The sequence below is a fragment of the Shewanella sp. BJSY2023SW007 genome (genome assembly GCF_047314525.1).
Taxonomy (GTDB): Bacteria; Pseudomonadota; Gammaproteobacteria; order Enterobacterales; family Shewanellaceae; genus Shewanella; species Shewanella chilikensis.
In genome coordinates, this window is the sequence record NZ_JBKORL010000024.1 from 41432 (window position 1) to 59151 (window position 17720).

Consider the following 17720-nt stretch of genomic DNA (forward strand, 5'->3'; position numbering starts at 1 on the left):
TTCGCCAACAAGTTAAAGGCCACTCTGGGCCTAATGCCGTTCACTTATTGTGAACCGCATTAGGCCAAGGAACTCTTGCTGATGACCTCAAGAGTGGGCGCAACCCAGGCCGATTGGCAGCAACAACTGAGCCTGGCACTGGCGGCTGAAGGCGACAGCCTTGGGGCAAAAGCAGCTCATGCCAAGGCGCTGGAACTGGCCGAAACCTATCAGCTGGAAAGCTGGGAGTGGTGGGAACTGCAATAATAGGCCCGGCGCGCCGAGGCTGCCGGACCTCTATCAAACACATTATTGGCAACAGGGCCGAAATCAGGCTATCTGCTGAACCAGGCCATGACTGGTGTTTATCTGCCACAGAATATTCAGCAGATTGCCGCCCTTGTCTTCCCTCAACTGGCCGACATTCAAACGATGGCTGATATCGGCCAGGCTCAACAATCCGCGGATCTGATGGGTCTGGGTATCGACCACAGCAAAATAGTTATCGCGGCTGTGACGCAGGCTCTGCAGCACATCGGCGACACTGGCGTTGGCAACCTCATCATAGGCCAGTGCCTGCAGTTGCTCTCTTGGCAGCATCAAATCAAATACCGTCCAGGAGGAAGGTTGATGGGCCTTGTCGACAAGCTTGAGCAGATTGTCCGGCGCCAACAATTCCTGGGTGATAATGCCCAGCATCTCATGACGTGCATTAATGACAAAGTGCAATGCGCTGTGTTCACTCTGCATCAGGGCTGAGGCATCAGGCGCCGGCATATCGGCACTGATTACCATACGCGCACTGTGGCTGAAGTCCATCATGGCCTCTAAGGCATTGTCATAAGGGTTGAGTTGATTGGCTAAAGCAGAGGCTTGCAGCCTGTCGTTGCTGGCAATCGCAAAAGGATGAAGTGTTTTCATGTTATTACCTCACTTGGAAACTGGGTTGCCGGGCTTCGCATTAGTGCGAACCCGAAAGACGGTTTTCAAATGAGGGCAAATGGCGGTGCGCGGGTCTGTGCCTGAGGAAATACATGCAGTGCATGGGACTGCAGTGACGCCAGCGAAGGCAGACGCAATACCAACTCGGCCGAAGGCGCCAGATGAGTAGATTTCTGTTTCGGAAGCGTCGGCTCCTGAGAATCTATCAGCGTCTTGAGGAACAGGCCTTGGGAACTATCTCCCTGCACCGCCAGAGGTATTGAGGCTGAAACCGGTACCAGAGAAACCTGCTGAGAATGGGCCTTGGGGATAGCTGCAAGAGTGCCCGTCAGCAAAATACTGACCAGCAATAACGCAAACCACCTCTCGATTCGGCTCATCTGTGATCCAGATCTCAAAACACCCATTTGTCGACAATAACACTGCCTTGGAAAAAAGCGCAATATTTTTCAGAGGCATAAAATAAACCCCGCTCAGAGAACTGACCGGGGTTTATTGAAGAAGGCCGACTTCGACAGGCCCCGGCATGCCTTCAGTCGGATGCCTTGAACGCTAATTGCTGTGCAAGCCACTCTCTACATAAGAGAGTGCCACGAGGACTTATTCGCACCTTACCTACGAACCTAACTGAAACTCAGCGACGGATCTTCACCTCTGGCTCATTAAGCATCGCCAGCAAGGGATTTTGCTGCATCACTCTGGATTTGAGGCCAACCCCAAGGATAAGTCCCATAACAAAGCCACCGATATGAGCCCAGTAAGCCACGCCTTCACCGGCCATCATCAAACCAACCAGGTTGAATACCAGCCAGATGGCAAAGAAAGCCATAGGCGACAGCTTCTTCTGGTAGACAACAAACATAAAGGTCAGGCTGGCATGACGGAACCACAATAGATACATACCGAACAGGCCGGCAATGGCGCCACTGGCACCCACCATGGGGATATTGGAGCCGGGATCGGCAATAATCTGCACCGCCGCAGCCGCCAGGCCACAAAGCAGATAAAGCCCGAGGAACCTCATGCGTCCCAAGGCGTCTTCCAGATTGTCGCCAACCACATAGAGGAAATACATATTGCCCGCCAGGTGGATCAAATCACCGTGAAGGAACATATGGCTGAACAGGGTCCATACATGGCTGCCGTGCAACACCTCATCGGCCCGCAGGGCAAAGTTGGCAAACACGGTATCAGCTATGTCCAAGTCTGTGCCATAAGCGGCAAAGATCATGATATTGAGTGCCAGCAGCAGGTAGGTGATTGCAGGTTGTGAGCGGGTTTTGAGATTGAACTCCACCGGCATTTGCGACAGAAACTGAAACAGCCAGGTTTTGACACTGATCTTGCCATTCAACTCCGCCAACAGCCCCTGCAACCTTGGGGACTGCACCACTTTATTCCTTTCGTCTTTATCGACCCAGACGCCATTGCAACTGTGGCAGACATCCAGCTCTATCTGATAGCCATCCATCAGATGGTATCTGTGCATCTGTTCTTCACAGTGCATGCAGTGCCGCTTGGAAAGCCCAAGATGAGGCCCGAGCGACTCTTCAATACGTACATGATCATTGCCATTATCGGCTGTTGACAGCGCGCCATTAAGCTCGCCATTATCAAACCAGATACCTTCACAGTGATTACAGCTGTCCACCTGCTCACCATAAAGTTCGAAGGTGCGCATCGATTCGCTGTAACATCCGGGACATTTTAAACTCATGGATTATTCCTCTGTGATATTCACATCCATGCCACTACGCTGCAACTCAAGCTCCATACGCTGAAAATTCAGTTGCAGCTTAGGCAAAGTGTCGGCCGAAATCTTCCCTACCAAGGCTCTTAACCTGGTTGTACCGACACCACGACTCAACTCTTGCTTTTCCATTTTTTCAATCAGCTGGGCAGATTCAATTCTGAACCTGCGGATAGCGGTCAGGATCTCAGCCGGTGTTTCCAGCGCATTGGCCGAGTAATACATGTTTTGCCAAACAAAATCACTGAGCTGGGGATGCAATGACCTCAAGTCCAGTGGTCTCTGTTTATCTATGTCCGCCATATAGGCTTCCAGTTCATGCAAGTTATCCCGCACTTCATCATACAAGGCACGCTGCAGATGATAGTTATTCTGGGTATTAACCAGAGAGTCAAACTTAATCGCCTGTGACAGCCCCTGCTGCGCAGCCAGATAAACCCCCAAAACCGTTGCCAGCACCATCAACAGCTGACTCACCCAGAAGCTGGTTTTCACCAGCTCACTATTGTCAAAATGAATTTTACGACCGTTTGATACCGGCTCAGATTTCCTTTCCATAGCAACTCCCAATGATGGTATTTAACCTGTCATTGTGAGTCAGAAAAACCTGGTTATCCGTCGGCCAATTCCCAAGTAACAACCTGAGTTGTCAGTTAACGTCGATCCCGGCGCGCTTTAGCTCATCGGCCATCTTCTTATAACTCTGTTCCAACTTGGGTAAGGTGTGGGTTTCCACCTCTTCAATCAGGGTTCGCAGCTGTTTGGAACCAAAGCTGGGGCCATAGAACTTACGTTCAATCTTGCCGACAATATCAGCAGACCCCATATAAAAACGGCGGGCGCCTGAGAGAATATCGCTTGGGGTTTCCAAGGTATAGGCCGAGTACTTCATATTTTCCCAGATAAAGTCAGCCATAACCGGATGATATTCTTTAATATTATAGGGTTTTTCTTTCTCAATAAGCTCAGTGTACGCAGTCATCACCGCGACATTGTCTTTCAGCTCCTCATAGAGAGAATGCTGCAGATGATAATTGTTTTGCATATTGGTCAGGCTATCAAACTTAATCGCCTGTGACAGACCTTCCTGCGCTGCCAAATAAACCCCGGCAACCGTAGCGATAATCATAAAAATCTGGCTGACCCAAAAGCTGGTTTTCACCAACTCCTGATTATCGAATCTGATTTTTTTTGCACCCCGACGCTGACTTGGTTCTTGATTGACTTCCATTTCAATACCTCTATGAAACTGAATGGTTTTTTAAGGCCGACATCATACAGAAGGGCAATGGAACGAACCAGCCCCAAGGGCCTTTTTTACCTCTCTGTTCTCAACCGATATTCACATTACCACGCCCACCAGATTACCACTGCAGTCAACTACATCGCCGATTCAGGCAGCGGGTTTACCATAGATAAAAACACTGCCCGAACCCGTGGCAATGGTACGAGGGTGCGGCGGATGTTTGGGCTTGTCGTAAGGAAGCAATGAGTCGCCCTGAGGCGCCTGCGGTGATGTTGCCCTGGGTTTGACCTTCGATAGAGATATAACATGGTGTTGGCATGGTTAGTTCCTTTTACTGTTGAATGAGTGATAAAACCCCATCACCCAACGCCAGAAGCATGCCAAATCGTAACATACTGTTTTACAAAAACATCCAAACCCACCTCCTCTCTCCAGGCCAGTTTTTGCCCAAATTGAGTGGCCCAAAAGAGTTGCCAAAAGCCGCCAAAGGCCAGAGCTCAAGAGCGAATACAAGGGCCAACCGGGTGAATTCTTGTATTACATAACAACATCTTGAACGTCGGCCGCTTCTTGGACATTAGCCCTATCTGAGCCCGCCGCCATTGGCGCCTTATCTGAACCTGAGGCGGTTTGGACTGCCGGGTCATTTGTAACGCCAGAAGCCTGAGTGAGCCCCAAACTCTGGGCCAACAAAGTGCGCTTGATCAGCAGGGATTTCAGTTGCCTGTCCAGCAGTGTCAGCTCCTGAGCTGCCCGCTCATTTTGCTGTTGCTTGAGCAGCTCATCGATGAAGTAGGCTCTGGCCAACACGGGGGACAGGCTGCTGGCATACTCGGCCATATCCCGTGACTGACGCTGCAGCGCACTGAGTTTGTTGGCATCAAGCCCCTGCCATTGCTGTAACTCTTTGCTTAAGTTGGCCGCTCGGGTGCGACTGGCGGCAAAACGCTGGAAATACTTGTCCAGCTCCAACAGATAATCTACCTGCTCGGGATAAACATATGGCTCATCGTTGGCCAAAGGTGCGGCGCCAAATAGCTGATCTATCTTCTGCCACAGCGGCAATGCCGTTTCAGTCGGCAACTGGGTCACCTGCTCGGGTGGCTTGGGCGCAAATCGCTCCGGCCAGAACTTCTGCCCTATGACCAGCCCCAAAGGTTCGGCAAAGTGTCCCGCCGTCAATGCCAGCAACAAGAGGATTAGTCCCAGCGGCCAACTCAGCCCCTTGGAATTAGCCTGCTGCTGAGCACTTGTGGCAACAGCGGGTCGCTTGGCCGGTTGTTTAACGCCATCAATCTTGTCGAAGATTTGAAAGCCGAGCGCATCCAGGTTTGGCATCTGCTTGGGTTGACGCGCCTGCATCAGCTCAAACAGCTGCTGACAGGCATATTCACAACGATACCACTCACGGATATTGCCTTCAGTAGCCTGCATATCCTTGAGCTCCGGCAACAACTTACCTATGGCCCAGTTCAGTATTTCGGCGCACTTTTCCGGGCTGATAGTGCCCATCTCTTTCGAGTGCGCCAACACGGTTAACAGTAACTCCAGCCCGGATGCCAAACCGGCAATACCGCGGATCTTGGCCGCAGCTACCGAAAAGTAGCTGGCCGCCAATAGATCCACCCCATCTGTCATCGCCAGAGTGGCGGCAAGATCATAGACCTTTTCCCAATCCGTCCCACCACTGAAGGGAGATTGGCGTCGGTTGATCTCGCTACGCATCTGCTGATAGCGGTTATCTTCCCGAAGCTGAGCCGGTGCTGCGGTCATTCTGAACCATCCGGCATTCACTGTTGTTTGCTGTATCAACTTGGTACACCTCAAATTCCATTAAGTTGAGTCCCACAGGGGAATTGGGCTTCCACGCTGTGGAAGCCCGGCGGCTCAGTAGAGTGTTTTAGGCAACTGATAGTTGCTGAGCAGATTTGAGGTAAAGGGATTACTGTTGTCTGCCGTGTGGATCCGATAGGAGATATCGCCCTTATCCACATTGAACCGGTAATCCACACTGGTCGAGCTGGAGCCGGTGATCCTGGCGCTGTCGAGCAGCCTGAAGAATGCCCATGGGCCTTCGTAGCTCAAGGAACGCGGTGACATATTCACTTCGCTTGGCACCAGGGTCAGCTTACTCTCGGCCGTTTCCCGCAAGGTGTTGGGCCATACCAATTCGATGGCGCGACGTGGGCCATGGGTGTATTCCACATACTGGCCATCGACGTTGATGACACTACGACGCTTGTTGGGGCTCATCTGCAGTGGCTCCAGGGTGAACTGTACGTCCAGGTTGCCCTTGAGGTTGAAGAAGGCGGTCTGGATCTGTTTCGCCTGCTCTATCGCCTGCAAGACCTCTTTACGGATCAGGCCGGTTTCACTGCCTGCCAGCTGGTTGAGCTGATCCATGTTTTCTTCCAGGAACATCCGCATCTGCTGATCATAGAAGGTATTCAGTGTGCCTTGCGGGCCGAAGAAACGTTCAAAATCGGCAATCGACACCTGTTTAGTGGCCTTGGGATTGAAGGGATAACGGGATGCCAGATCCTGCTGGAACTCCATATACACTTCGTTATACCAACGCACCTCAAGATGCTTGATAGCACTCTGCAACACCACCTTCCAGCTCTCCTTGGCCAACTTGGACACCATGGAGTCCAGCGGCTTGGGCAGGCCATCGGAAATACGTTCCAGCGCGTAAACAGGGTCGGCGTCGTTGAGCTTGAGCCTTTCCTGAGCCGCCTTCAGTGCCGCCTTGCCCACATCCGGGGCGTTTTGGATCCCGCGCAGATAGGCATGCAGGCGCACCACGGCTTGCATCACTTCATCCAGATAAGCCGGCTTACCGTCCTGGGACTTGAGCATCTGGTTCAGTTCAACAAAGTCACCGTCTATGGTCGAGGCGATACGATACTGAGGCGATTTGAGCAGCGCCTGACGGGCCTGCTCATCTTCCGGCATATCCGGAAACAGCTGGGTATTGCTGCCCAGCGTTTCCAGCAGGCGCGATAGCGGCTTGTTGCTCATGGCTACGTTATCCAGTACCAATACCGCCTGGTTGATGTCTTCGAAATTCTTCAGTTCAAAACCATTCAGCGCCCGGCGCCAGCTGGCATTATAGTCGGCCAGATATTGAGCCACTATCTTGCTGCGCAGCGCCGTCTTGTCGGCATCGCTGAAGTCTGTGCTGTGAGCCTGGCCGAGTACCCAGCTGTCAATCAACGCCAGTTCGGCGACTGAATCAGATCTCGGGATAAAGAAGCGCTCAAAACCTTGTTTGGTGAGTATTTTCGGGATCTTGAAGATCTCAGGATCCTGCGCCGCTATCTGGGAGTCAAACACCAATTCATTGGCCGGGCCAACGGTCAAACGCAGATCCAGCGGTGCCCCCAACTGAGATACGGAAGAGGACTTGAGGTATCTGTATACCCGTTGTTCTATCGGCAGCAAGCTCAGCTCATTCTGGGCCTGGGCCACCATGGTATCGAATGGCTTGAGCACAGTCTCGGCGTCCGGATTGGACTCCAGCCGTGCATGCTGCAAGTCTGTATGCAACAAGGCATAATCCAGATGCTCCATCAGTTGGGTCTGCAGCTCACGATTGCCTTCATAGGCCTTCTGCCAAACATCGGCAAAGTATTCGCGAACAAAGCTGTCGCGGCGGCCACTCTTGTCGGCCAGCATTCTGAATACCCGCAATACCGCCAGCTTTTCATCACTGCCTTCTGGCGCATCGGCCAGATCCCGTGCCACTTGCCGGAGCAGTATCGGCAGATAACGATAGGACAGCAGGTTCAGATAGGTCTCTTCCACCTTGGGTCCTATGGTGTGACCCTGGTAGAGGCCGAGATCTGAGATTAACCTCGGCTTGTCACGGAAGAAACCAAACTCCAGGGTAGCCGCCCGAATGGTGTTCAGTGGCGGGATCACATTGCGAGCCAGCGGATCGAAATTGGTGTTATCGATAAGCTCGTTGTATTCATTCACCTTACTCAGCACGGCATCGGCCTGAGCGCTGTTGAGCAGGTAGTATCTGTGCCAGCTGCCAATCAAGAGCACAGAGGCGATGGAGCAGGCCACAAAGGACAGCGCCATGATGCGGCGTTTTTGCTTGGCCACCTTGAAGTTGTCCGAAGCCAGACCCGCTTCCGGATATATGATGCGGGTAAAAAGCGAACGGGTGAAATAGGGAGTAGAGTTTTCACTGCGCTGGGCACTGTTGACCGACTCACTCAGGCCATAACGGCGGGAAGCGCCATCCACATAGGCATCTGTCGGTACCCCTTGCTGGTAAACAGAGGTCATATAAACCCCGCGCACCAGTGCCGAGGTCGAGAACTGATCGCTTGCCAACGCATCGACGAAAAACTCACGCAGCACCTTGTGGGCACCGGCAATCTGGCGTGAGAAGCTGTAGATGGCCGAGCGTTCTTCCTTGTCGCGGCACTGCAGCAGCGCCCTTGGCAGGCCGGCATTGATGCGCTGAATAAAGCCTTGCCAATCCTGATCGAACTCATTGAGCCAGCTGTCGAGATCGTTGACCGAGTTCAGGGAGAAGGTGAAACCTAGGATCTCATCCCGCTGCGCCTGGGTGAAATGGCGGAAGAAGGGCTCAAATCCCAGCAACAGATCCAGTTTGGTCAGGGTGATATACACGGGCAGACGAGTTGACAGGGTTTCCATCAGCTCGCGCAATCTGGCACGCAACAAGTGGGCGTAGGCCTTGCGTTCGGCCACAGGATCGCTGACCAGGCTGGCCATATCCAGCGCCAACACCACGCCGTTCAGGGGGCGGCGACTGCGGGTGCGCTCCAGCCACTCGACAAAGTGCAACCACAGGCGGCGCTCTGTCTCGCCATCCGGGCTGGTTACCGAAGGCTTCTGGGTCAACAGCTCACCGTCCGGGTCAATCAGTACGGCATCGTCACCTATCCACCAGTCAAAAGAGAAAGGGTTTTCAGACTTCTTGCCCGAGGCACGCATAACGGAAGAGAAAACAAACTTCTGCCCGGAGCGGTTAATCAGGCTGGTCTTACCGGCGTTTTCCACCCCAAGCACCAGGAACCAAGGCAAGGCGTACAGGTAGTTACGGGTGTTGAGGCTTTCTTTCATGCCCACCATCACCTCGTTGAGTTCCTGCTCCTGGCGTTCCACCAGGATCTTCACCGGGTCTTCCTTGAGCTGCTGCTCCCTGACCTTCAAGGCGCCGATACGCAGCAGACGACGCCACTGCACCCAACCCCAAATAGTAAAGCAGGACAGGGAGAAGATGGTGCTGGCTATAATTCGGGCCGTTGTCGATGCCAACGGTTTCTCACCGTCCAGCTCCAGCCAGGGGCCCGCCCACCAAATCGCCACATTGACCAGAACGAAGATAGCCACCAGCAAAATGGGCAGCGCCGACTTCAGTTCCGGCAACAGTTTCCTCAAAAAGGATTTGATCATCGACCACATATACATTTCCCTGTACCTAACTCAGATTGACTTTTTGTTGTAAACGAGACATCAGACCCGGCTCCCAATCCGCCAGACTGGTGTCCGTGGCCTGGCCAAGCAGCACTTGGTACTCCACCTCTGCCATAGCCCCTAACTGATGTTTGTCTTTCAAGTCGGCCCCCAGCAGCCGCAGATAGAACTTGTCCCTCGGCTCAGTGGCCTTGTGCAGTTTTTCGTTGAGCGCCGCAAATGCCAGCGACAACCCGCCACTGGCGGCCAGTTCCCAAATTTCCTGCTCGTAACTGTTGCCTTCGGCCGAGCCTGAACCCTGCTGTTCGCTGCCGTTGAGCCAACTGCGGGTTTCTTTGGAAACAAAAGGCACGCCGCCTTTGAACGACATATCCAAAAGCGCAGGCAGACGTTCAACAAAGGCTGCCGTCTCCTCCAGAATCGCCTGAGCCCAGGCCGGCTGCCCCAAGGTCTGTGCCAATTGGGCACTAAGACAGTGACCGTCAATCCAGAAAGGACTCAGGCTAAGGCTCTGCTCTATGCGTCTGAGCAGCGCCAGATCCGGACTCTTGGCCAACTGGCTGCGATACTCGGCCACTCTGTCGGCAGAGATCGGCATCAGGCTGGTTTCGCCCTTGGCATTGGCATTTTCCGGCGCCGAGGTCACACTGAACCAGATGGCAAAGCGTCTGAGCCTGAGGCCAAGCGCCATGCCCGCCGGATTTTCGGCGATAAAGTCTGCCACCTTGAGCAGAGCTTGCTTGGTCGCCTTGTCACTGCTGTTGTCTATCTCCAGCCTAGGCATATCCCTGCTTTCACTGCTACTGCGGCTTTCACCGGCGCTGGATTCCTGCGCGGGTTTGGGCTTGTTGGCAGGCTCACTGCTGAAACGGCGCTTGAGCTTGGCCTCCAGGGCCTGCAGTTCATCCACAGGCAACTCTTTGGCGGCCGCAGTATCACACAGAGCCTTGAGAGACTGCAGCAATACCGACTTGGTGTCGGGATCGCAAAAATCGGTATCCAGCCCTTCGGCTGCTTTCAGGGTTCGCTGCACTACTTGGGCGAAAAACTTGCGCCTGGGCAACACGCCTCTGGGGCCCGGCGCCGGATGGCAAGTCTCCCAGAAGGAGGCCATAAAACGCTCCAGCAGTGCCAGCGAACAGGAGAAACGCTCCAAACTGCACTGATGCTGCAGGCATTGCAGCAAATAGGTAAGCAGTTTTAAATCCTTGCTCTTGGTTTCCAGCAACTTTAAGGCCGCACTCTCCACCTCGTGCCATTGCACTTCGGAATGCGAAAGCGACCCCACCTTCATCATCTGGCCTTCCACATAGTCAAACAGCACATCATCGCTGAGACGCTCTCCTATGGGATTGGCCTCACTGATGGGGCGACTGACTTTATCCAGGTATTGATTCAGATCCATCTATCACCACCTGCAAGATTGACGCAGTGGCTTGAGCGCACTGCCAAGTTCTCGGGTATCAAACTGTAAGCCGTCTATCGCCTTGTTGGCCGAACGCAGGCGCACATCGTCGCCGCGGATCAGGGCTTTCATCACCTGAATGGCCGGCAGGCCGCGGCCGGTGCGGAAGATATAGCCGGTATCATCACTGAGCCAGCGCTGCGACTGCTGCTCAATGCCGTTGATCTGCAGCCCTACCTGAGCCCAGCCATCTTCCAGCGCCGTGGGCAACATCAGCTCGACCCGGCTGATATCGTCGATGCAGCTGAGCATAAGTACCGGACGTGGTGGCAAGGCGCCTATGGCGGGCGCGGTCAACCAGAGATCTTCTACGGCATCCGCTTGATGCCCTGCAATAAAGGCCATGCCCTGTTGACGATTTTTCTCGGATGCCATGGCGACCTGAAACGCCTCGGGATAAGGGCTGCTGTCAGCGGTTTGCTGCGGCACCACGGTCGCCACCGGAGTGTTGAACAGCTCATCGAAACAAGCCAGTCGCTCCAGTCTGGAAGGGATTTGGGTACAAGCCTCTACCTTGGCCACTGTGTCGTCCGAGGCCTGAGCCGAAGCGGCCATCCCCCACAGGCATAAAAATATAACGCCTTGAATCCTTGACATTATTCGTTAATCTCCAACTTCTGGCATTTGTGGGAAAAGGTGCGTTTCGGCATTCCCAGACTGACAGCCGCCTTGGCTCTGTCACCGTTGCAGGCCTTCAATCTGGCGCTGATCACCGCCCGCTCAAACTGAGCTACCGCCAGCCTGAGATCGGAAATGGCCTCAAACTCCTGCCCCTCTTCGGTAGGCAATTGCGGCTTGGGCATTTCCGAATCCGTCGCCGGCAAAGACGCAGTATCTATCTCGACACCGTCGGCTGTGAGGGCGCAGGCATAATCCAGCATATTGCGCAGCTCGCGGACATTGCCCGGGTAGCCGTGGTTCTTCAGCCGATTGAGGGCACTGAAGCGGATGCCGGGGATCTGTCGCTGCTGACTCTGATTGAACAGTGCAATAAAGTGCGCCGCCAAATCGGGGATATCCTCGAGCCGCTCCCTGAGCGCCGGTACCTGCAGTGGAAACTGGCACAAGCGGTAGAAGAGATCGCGACGGAACTCGCCACTGTGGATCTGCTCCTTGAGGTTCACATGGGTAGCGGCCACCAAGCGAAAATCGGCGTAGATCTCCTTGTTGCCTCCCAGTGCCCGGTAGTGCCCTGTTTCCAGTACCCGCAGTAACTTGGACTGCAGATTCAAAGGCATATCACCGATTTCATCTAAAAACAGCGTGCCCTGGTGCGCCTGGGCTATCAGCCCCTGCTTATCCTTGTCGGCACCGGAAAAGGCCCCCTTGGCGTAACCGAACAGCTCGGACTCCAGCAGGTTTTCCGGTATTGCAGCGCAGTTGATCGCCACAAAAGGTTTGCCGCTGCGCTCGGAAAAGTCGTGTATCGCCCGGGCCACCAGCTCTTTCCCCGTACCCGTTTCGCCCTGCACCAACACAGACAACTGCGAGGCCGCGCCGCGCACTATCTCCTGCCTGAGCTGACTCATGGCCTGGCTGTCGCCCACCAGGTTCTTGCCAAGTTGTTGCATGGCATCATGTTGTTGCTGCTGGCGACGCAGTTCATCGAGCGAACTCGACAGCTGAGACTGATCTGAATTTTGCCGCAACAACTTATCCAGCAACTGCCAGTGGCGCATAAACACGGCGGCATATTGCTGCCAGTCCTGACGGACAAGCAAACCACTACCCTGTTGCTCAGCCAGACGCAGACAGAGGATAGCCCGCACATGGCCCTCATGGCTCAGCGGGAAAAGCAGCAGTGCCTGCTCCTTGCCGACCCGATCGCACAGGCTGACAAAGCCGCTGTGCTCCTGCCAGTAGGCGAGCCGGGCCTTGTTCAGCAGCATGGCTTCGCCTGTCTGCAACACATGGGCAAACGGATGACGAAAGTCGGTAACCGCCAAACAAAGCGCCTGCAATGAGATCCCTTCACACAGGCCAAGGCAGGACAGTGGCTTGAGTTCCCGACCATCGAAGCCCGGCGCCAGAAACAGATGGTTATCCAGCCCCAACTCCAATGCCAAAGTATCGAGAAACTGCTGCAACAGCCCATCAAACTGCTGGCATTCCAGCAATTTTGCCGCCTGTTCCAACCACTGCTCAGTCACCACTATCGCGCCTCTCCGAAGAACTCACCGTCGCGGCAGCCCAGATGGATCTCACTGACCTCCTCTTTGGCCGCCAGCTTGTTGAGCAGCGACAGCGATAAGGGCGGCAGTACCTGGCCGTCTATGATGGCTTCCAGCATCCGGGCGCCGTTTTCACTGCGGGTCGCGCGGCGCATGATTTCATCTACCAGAGCCTCGTCACAATGCACCTTGGCCTTGTAACGCTCCAGCAAACGCTGCTCCAGCGACGCCAGCTTGTAGTGAATGATCTCCTTGAGCACCTCTTCACCCAGCGGCAGATAAGGCACTATCTCCATTCGCGCCAGCAGCGCAGGCTTGAAGAAGGCCGCCAGCTCAGGGTAAAGCTTGTCGTCCAGCAGCTCTGGCTGGGCGCTGTAGTCCACTATCGTCTGATAGCCCAGGTTGGAGGTCAGGAAAAACAGCACATTCTGGCAGTCAATCAACCGGCCTTCGCCATCGGCCAATTCGCCCTTGTCGAACGCCTGATAAAAGAGGTTCAGCACATCCGGATGCGCCTTTTCCACCTCATCGAGCAGCACTATGGAGTAAGGCATCTTGCGGATGGACTCGGTCAGAATACCGCCCTCACCGAAACCGACATACCCGGGAGGCGAGCCTATCAGCCTGGAGACAGTGTGTTTCTCCTGATATTCGGACATATTGATAGTGGTCAGGAATTGCTTGCCGCCGTACAGCTGCTCGGCAATCTGCACTACGGTTTCTGTCTTGCCGACGCCACTTGGGCCCACCAGCAGGAAGGCGCCCTTGGGACGTCCGGCGCGGCGCAGGTCTGCCCGGGCGGTGAGCATATTCTTGTGCAGGCGGGCAATGGCCACATCCTGCCCTTTGAGTCTATGCCCCAAGAGCTCAGGCAGATGGGTTATCTTGTGCAGCTCATCACCACTCATTTGAGATACCGGCACGCCGGTCCAGTCGGAGATGACTGCCGCTATCTGGGCCTCATCCACCTGAGGGTAAATAAGGCGTTGATCGCCACTGATGGCTTCGAGTGATTCTTCGGCCTGTTGCAGCTCCAGCCGCAGCCCTTCGAGCTCTGCTTCATCGTCACAATCAAGAATGGCGCGTCTCAGGGCCACCACCTGAGTGACTCCGGCCTGTTGCTGCTGCCACAGGGATTCCAGCTCGGCATACTCATTGTCGGCTTCTTCCTGGGCCTGGTGCAGATGATTCAGGCGCTCTTCATCAACCGGATGACCGAGTTTTTTCTGGCGCTCCAGCAGTTCGGTTTCCATATGGCGCTGATGGCGCAAGTTATCCAATGCCGCCAAACGCTTGGGCGTACTGCTGAGGTTAATGGCGATACGGGCACAGGCGGTATCCAGCACATCGATGGCCTTATCGGGCAACTGACGGCCGGAGATATAGCGCGCCGACAGATAAGCCGCCGAGCGCAGGGCGCAGTCCTGGATCAATACATTGTGGGAAGACTCGTAGACCCCATGCAGGCCACGGAGAATATTCACCGCCTGCTCAACACTGGGCTCATCGAGTTTCACCAGTTGGAAACGGCGGCTCAGCGCCGGGTCTTTCTCGAAATACTTCTTGTACTCTTTCCAGGTGGTGGCGCCTATGGTACGCAGCTCACCGCGGGCCAGAGCCGGTTTGAGCAGGTTGGCCGCATCACCGCCGCCTTCCTGATTACCGGCGCCTATCATGGTATGGGCTTCATCGATAAAGAGTATGATGGGTTCGGCCGACTGTTTGACCTCTTCAATAATCGACTTCAGGCGCTTTTCAAACTCGCCCTTGACCGCGGCGCCTGCCTGCAACAGACCAAGATCCAGCGACAACAGCTGCACCCCCTTGAGCGCATCCGGCACCCGGCCGTCACAAATACGCAGCGCCAAACCTTCCACCACGGCACTCTTGCCCACACCGGCATCACCAACCACTATCGGGTTGTTCTTACGGCGGCGGCTCAAGATGTCGATCATCAGGTTGATCTCATCATCCCGGCACAATACAGGATCCAGCTCGCCTTTGCGGGCCAACTCGGTAAAGTTGCTGGTGTATTTGGCCAGCGACGATTGGGCCTCATTCAGTACCGGCGCGCCGCGCTCGGCCTTGACCGTTTGCGATTCGGATGAAGCCTGGGTCAGGGTAGTGAATTCCCGTCTCAGGGTTTCGCGATTGATACTGCCAAGCAGAGTGGCGAGATCCCTTGGCAGGTAACGCTCGGCCTGCATCAGTGCGGCGGCGAAGATGGCGCCGGATCTCAGTTCCGTCTGGCCAAGTTCAGTGCTTGAAAGCAGCCAGGCATCCTGCAGCAGCTCGACCAGCAGCGGTGAAAATGCCGGATAGGTTTCCAGGCTCTCTTCCCTTGGCAGGGTTTCACCGGCAATTTGCCTTACCTGCTCGGCATCGACTTCGGCGGCCTTGAGCAGCAGACGCACATCACCCAGCGGATTGTCCAGCAGACAAGTCAGCAGGTGCATAAAGGTCACTTCAGGGTTCTGACGGGCAATACAGAGTGATGCCGCCTCTTCCATGGCGAGTTTGGTCACGGCATTGAGCTTGCCGATCAAGGTAGTGAGTTCAATTCGGATCATCACAGCTTCCTCAATTCAGGATCTGATACAGTTGCTTGAGCACGCCCGAGGACTTGTTCGCCAGGGACAGGGAATAAAACAGAAAGACTATGGTCAGCATCAGGCCGAAACCGGCAAAGACTGTCCAAATAGGCATCTGACGCCCAAGGCGATAACGGGTGTTGACCACATGCTCTGTGGCCCCGGTCAGCAGTTCCGGTTCTTCTTCCCGGAGGTGGCGCAGGGTTTCATAGAGGCGGTTGACTATCTTGTCGAACTCCTCACGGCCGTTGGCCACCACCTTGTAGCGCCCTTCGAAACCAAGGCAGAAACACAGGTAGATAAACTCCAGCAGTTCCCGATATTTGCTCGGTTCGGTTTCCAGACGCTGCAGGATGCCAAACACCTTCTCACCGCCCCAGGTTTCATTGTGAAAACGGGTCAGCAGTGAATGTTCGGCCCAGGCACTGTCGGCGCCCCAGGGAGTATTCATCACGGCTTCATCGATAAAGGAACAAAGCACATAGCGATAGGCCAGCACTTCGGCGCGATCATAGCCCGCCTCGGTGAGCTCGGCCTCGATGGCCATGATGTCATCCACAGTGTTGTGATAGAGCTTTTCCACATCATCCAAGATGGCCAGCTTGCGTACCCGCAACACCATGCCGATAAGAGGGGATGCCGCATCGATAAGTGCATTGAGGCTGTCACCTCGTAGTTGAAACCAATACTCTTTATCGGCATTCATGTTCTGCGCTTCGTCATAGAGCAGCTCTTCGACCTGCTCAGGCGATATAGGCTGTTTTTCTGCTTTGATATCCATTTCTTAGCTCCTGATAGCCCAGAATTGCAGTTCGAGTTCCGGGAAGTCCCCCGCCACGTGGAAGGCAAAACCGCTGGAATTCACCAGCATCTCCCAGGCCCGGCTGGAACGCTCCAGCTGGAAGTAGGTGTAACCCGCGTGGTAAGGCAACTGCCTTGGGGCCACTGGCAGCGGAGACAGAGGCACACCCGGCAGCTGCAGCGAAATGAGCTCGCGGATCTTCTCCACCGAGGCGATCTTGGTCTGCTGGATAAACAGTTTCTTGAGTTCGTCCAGCGGCATTCTGGCGCGCACCGCCAGAATGAAGTCAGCCTGTTTCAACAGATCCGGATCCTGCACCGGCGCCACCATGAGGCCATACTTGCGTTTGTGCAGCTGCAGCGATACCGCCTTGGGCTCGAGCACTATGCTGAGAGACTGACGCAGAGTCGACATTACCTGAGTGAAGGCCGCTACCGGCATATCGTGGTCATAGGCGGCAAACGCCGGTGCCATGCGGCTATCATCGGTAAAGGTGAACAGCTCACCGCAAACACTGACCAGAGCCTGATACAGGGTTTCCGGATGCAGGGTCCGCGACAGTGACTGGTGCTGCAACACAGGCTGCATGCGGTTGAGAGATTGCAGTAACATGAAATCGGCCACATCTGCCACCCCGCCCTGGCTCGGTGAGCCCAGGCGCTGGGCGATATTGCGTGCCCGCTCGCGCATCAGACCGGCCATCTCGCCGAGGAAACGGTGCAAAATCGGCACGGCGCTGACATTGTAGTGACAGGGAATAAAGTTGGGATCCAGCACCACACTGCCGTCGGGACGCTTTTCCAGAATGCGGGCGATGGCCAGCGAGCTGTAGGCGCTGCGATCTTCCTTCTCCAGCATCAATCTGAGCCTGACCGGGCTGACATCAATGGCGGTAAAGTCGCCCTGATGGGTGTGAATGTCCCGCACCTCGTGACGCCGATTGAGATAACGTCCGGCGCCCTGCTCGTCCTGGGCCACTTCGGTAATTGAATCACTGCGCAGCGACAGCGCCAGGTAAACAATCTGGTTGGCCAGTGAGCTGTCGGCCACTTCCAGTGCGTCCGGCAATACATCCTCCTGAGGGATGTTGAACACAGTGCCGTCCGGCATTACGCCACGGGCACGCTGAATCGCAATGCGACCAAAGCTGAGATACTCGGGGTTGAGTTCAAGCTCGGTGATCCCATAGAGGTAACCGCTGACCGCATTGAGCCTGGCGTCAGTGAGGTATTCCTGATAACGCTGCTGCTGTTGGAAGTGCTGAGGCTTGATAAACAGCCCTTCACTCCATATCACTCTGTTTCTTGAAGACAT

14 protein-coding genes and 1 pseudogene are annotated in these 17720 nt (G+C 54.9%); 1 reads left to right on the forward strand and 14 read right to left on the reverse strand.

Features of this window, described 5'->3' with window-relative positions:
- The first annotated feature begins 81 nt into the window (after nucleotides 1-81).
- Nucleotides 82-246: a hypothetical protein gene (locus ACMHXE_RS04560; RefSeq protein ID WP_157822651.1), complete on the forward strand. Its 165-nt coding sequence runs from the start codon at nucleotides 82-84 to the stop codon at nucleotides 244-246.
- Nucleotides 247-309: 63 nt separating this feature from the next.
- Here the strand turns inward: ACMHXE_RS04560 and ACMHXE_RS04565 are convergent, their stop codons facing one another.
- From ACMHXE_RS04565 to tssK, 14 genes and pseudogenes are all read right to left on the reverse strand, one after another.
- Entirely contained in the window at nucleotides 310-900 is a 591-nt protein-coding gene (locus tag ACMHXE_RS04565) for a CBS domain-containing protein (RefSeq protein ID WP_413731511.1), read from the reverse strand.
- Between the two features lie 65 nt (nucleotides 901-965).
- A complete protein-coding gene (locus tag ACMHXE_RS04570; RefSeq protein ID WP_101052533.1) occupies nucleotides 966-1301 on the reverse strand; it encodes a hypothetical protein in 336 nt (111 codons plus the stop codon).
- 254 nt (nucleotides 1302-1555) lie between these two features.
- Nucleotides 1556-2638, reverse strand: coding sequence for a rhomboid family intramembrane serine protease (locus tag ACMHXE_RS04575; RefSeq protein ID WP_101052535.1), 1083 nt, complete (start codon nucleotides 2636-2638; stop codon nucleotides 1556-1558).
- 3 nt (nucleotides 2639-2641) lie between these two features.
- The gene (locus ACMHXE_RS04580) at nucleotides 2642-3229 is read right to left on the reverse strand and encodes a hypothetical protein (protein ID WP_101052537.1); all 588 of its coding nucleotides are present in this window, start codon (nucleotides 3227-3229) and stop codon (nucleotides 2642-2644) included.
- Nucleotides 3230-3320: 91 nt separating this feature from the next.
- Nucleotides 3321-3833 carry a hypothetical protein gene (locus ACMHXE_RS04585; protein ID WP_224867695.1) on the reverse strand — a complete coding sequence of 171 codons (513 nt, stop codon included), beginning with the start codon at nucleotides 3831-3833 and terminating at the stop codon, nucleotides 3321-3323.
- Between the two features lie 340 nt (nucleotides 3834-4173).
- Nucleotides 4174-4236, reverse strand: a pseudogene (locus tag ACMHXE_RS04590) (type VI secretion system tube protein Hcp); the annotation flags it as partial.
- Nucleotides 4237-4454: 218 nt separating this feature from the next.
- Nucleotides 4455-5729: a type VI secretion system ImpA family N-terminal domain-containing protein gene (locus ACMHXE_RS04595; RefSeq protein WP_413731514.1), complete on the reverse strand. Its 1275-nt coding sequence runs from the start codon at nucleotides 5727-5729 to the stop codon at nucleotides 4455-4457.
- A gap of 75 nt (nucleotides 5730-5804) precedes the next feature.
- Entirely contained in the window at nucleotides 5805-9365 is a 3561-nt protein-coding gene (gene tssM / locus ACMHXE_RS04600; RefSeq protein WP_413731515.1) for a type VI secretion system membrane subunit TssM, read from the reverse strand.
- A 16-nt stretch (nucleotides 9366-9381) separates the two neighbouring features.
- On the reverse strand, nucleotides 9382-10782 hold the full coding sequence (tssA, locus tag ACMHXE_RS04605; RefSeq protein ID WP_413731517.1) for a type VI secretion system protein TssA: 1401 nt from the start codon (nucleotides 10780-10782) through the stop codon (nucleotides 9382-9384).
- A gap of 3 nt (nucleotides 10783-10785) precedes the next feature.
- Entirely contained in the window at nucleotides 10786-11439 is a 654-nt protein-coding gene (gene vasI / locus ACMHXE_RS04610; protein ID WP_101052547.1) for a type VI secretion system-associated protein VasI, read from the reverse strand.
- The gene (locus ACMHXE_RS04615) at nucleotides 11439-12992 is read right to left on the reverse strand and encodes a sigma-54 interaction domain-containing protein (protein WP_129979888.1); all 1554 of its coding nucleotides are present in this window, start codon (nucleotides 12990-12992) and stop codon (nucleotides 11439-11441) included. Before ACMHXE_RS04615 ends, vasI begins: the two co-directional genes overlap by 1 nt.
- A 2-nt stretch (nucleotides 12993-12994) precedes the next feature.
- Complete coding sequence (tssH, locus tag ACMHXE_RS04620) at nucleotides 12995-15583, reverse strand: type VI secretion system ATPase TssH (RefSeq protein ID WP_413731519.1); 2589 nt, start codon at nucleotides 15581-15583, stop codon at nucleotides 12995-12997.
- A 10-nt stretch (nucleotides 15584-15593) separates the two neighbouring features.
- Nucleotides 15594-16385 carry a type IVB secretion system protein IcmH/DotU gene (gene icmH / locus ACMHXE_RS04625; protein WP_028781258.1) on the reverse strand — a complete coding sequence of 264 codons (792 nt, stop codon included), beginning with the start codon at nucleotides 16383-16385 and terminating at the stop codon, nucleotides 15594-15596.
- A gap of 3 nt (nucleotides 16386-16388) precedes the next feature.
- A complete protein-coding gene (tssK, locus tag ACMHXE_RS04630; RefSeq protein ID WP_071237773.1) occupies nucleotides 16389-17720 on the reverse strand; it encodes a type VI secretion system baseplate subunit TssK in 1332 nt (443 codons plus the stop codon).

Coding starts and splice junctions, on each gene's coding strand:
- ACMHXE_RS04560 (WP_157822651.1), top strand. CDS start 82: ATGACCTCAAGAGTGGGCGCAACCCAGGCCGATTGGCAGCAACAACTG.
- ACMHXE_RS04565 (WP_413731511.1), bottom strand. CDS start 900: ATGAAAACACTTCATCCTTTTGCGATTGCCAGCAACGACAGGCTGCAA.
- ACMHXE_RS04570 (WP_101052533.1), bottom strand. CDS start 1,301: ATGAGCCGAATCGAGAGGTGGTTTGCGTTATTGCTGGTCAGTATTTTG.
- ACMHXE_RS04575 (WP_101052535.1), bottom strand. CDS start 2,638: ATGAGTTTAAAATGTCCCGGATGTTACAGCGAATCGATGCGCACCTTC.
- ACMHXE_RS04580 (WP_101052537.1), bottom strand. CDS start 3,229: ATGGAAAGGAAATCTGAGCCGGTATCAAACGGTCGTAAAATTCATTTT.
- tssM (WP_413731515.1), bottom strand. CDS start 9,365: ATGTGGTCGATGATCAAATCCTTTTTGAGGAAACTGTTGCCGGAACTG.
- tssA (WP_413731517.1), bottom strand. CDS start 10,782: ATGGATCTGAATCAATACCTGGATAAAGTCAGTCGCCCCATCAGTGAG.
- vasI (WP_101052547.1), bottom strand. CDS start 11,439: ATGTCAAGGATTCAAGGCGTTATATTTTTATGCCTGTGGGGGATGGCC.
- tssH (WP_413731519.1), bottom strand. CDS start 15,583: ATGATCCGAATTGAACTCACTACCTTGATCGGCAAGCTCAATGCCGTG.
- icmH (WP_028781258.1), bottom strand. CDS start 16,385: ATGGATATCAAAGCAGAAAAACAGCCTATATCGCCTGAGCAGGTCGAA.
- tssK (WP_071237773.1), bottom strand. CDS start 17,720: ATGTCTTCAAGAAACAGAGTGATATGGAGTGAAGGGCTGTTTATCAAG.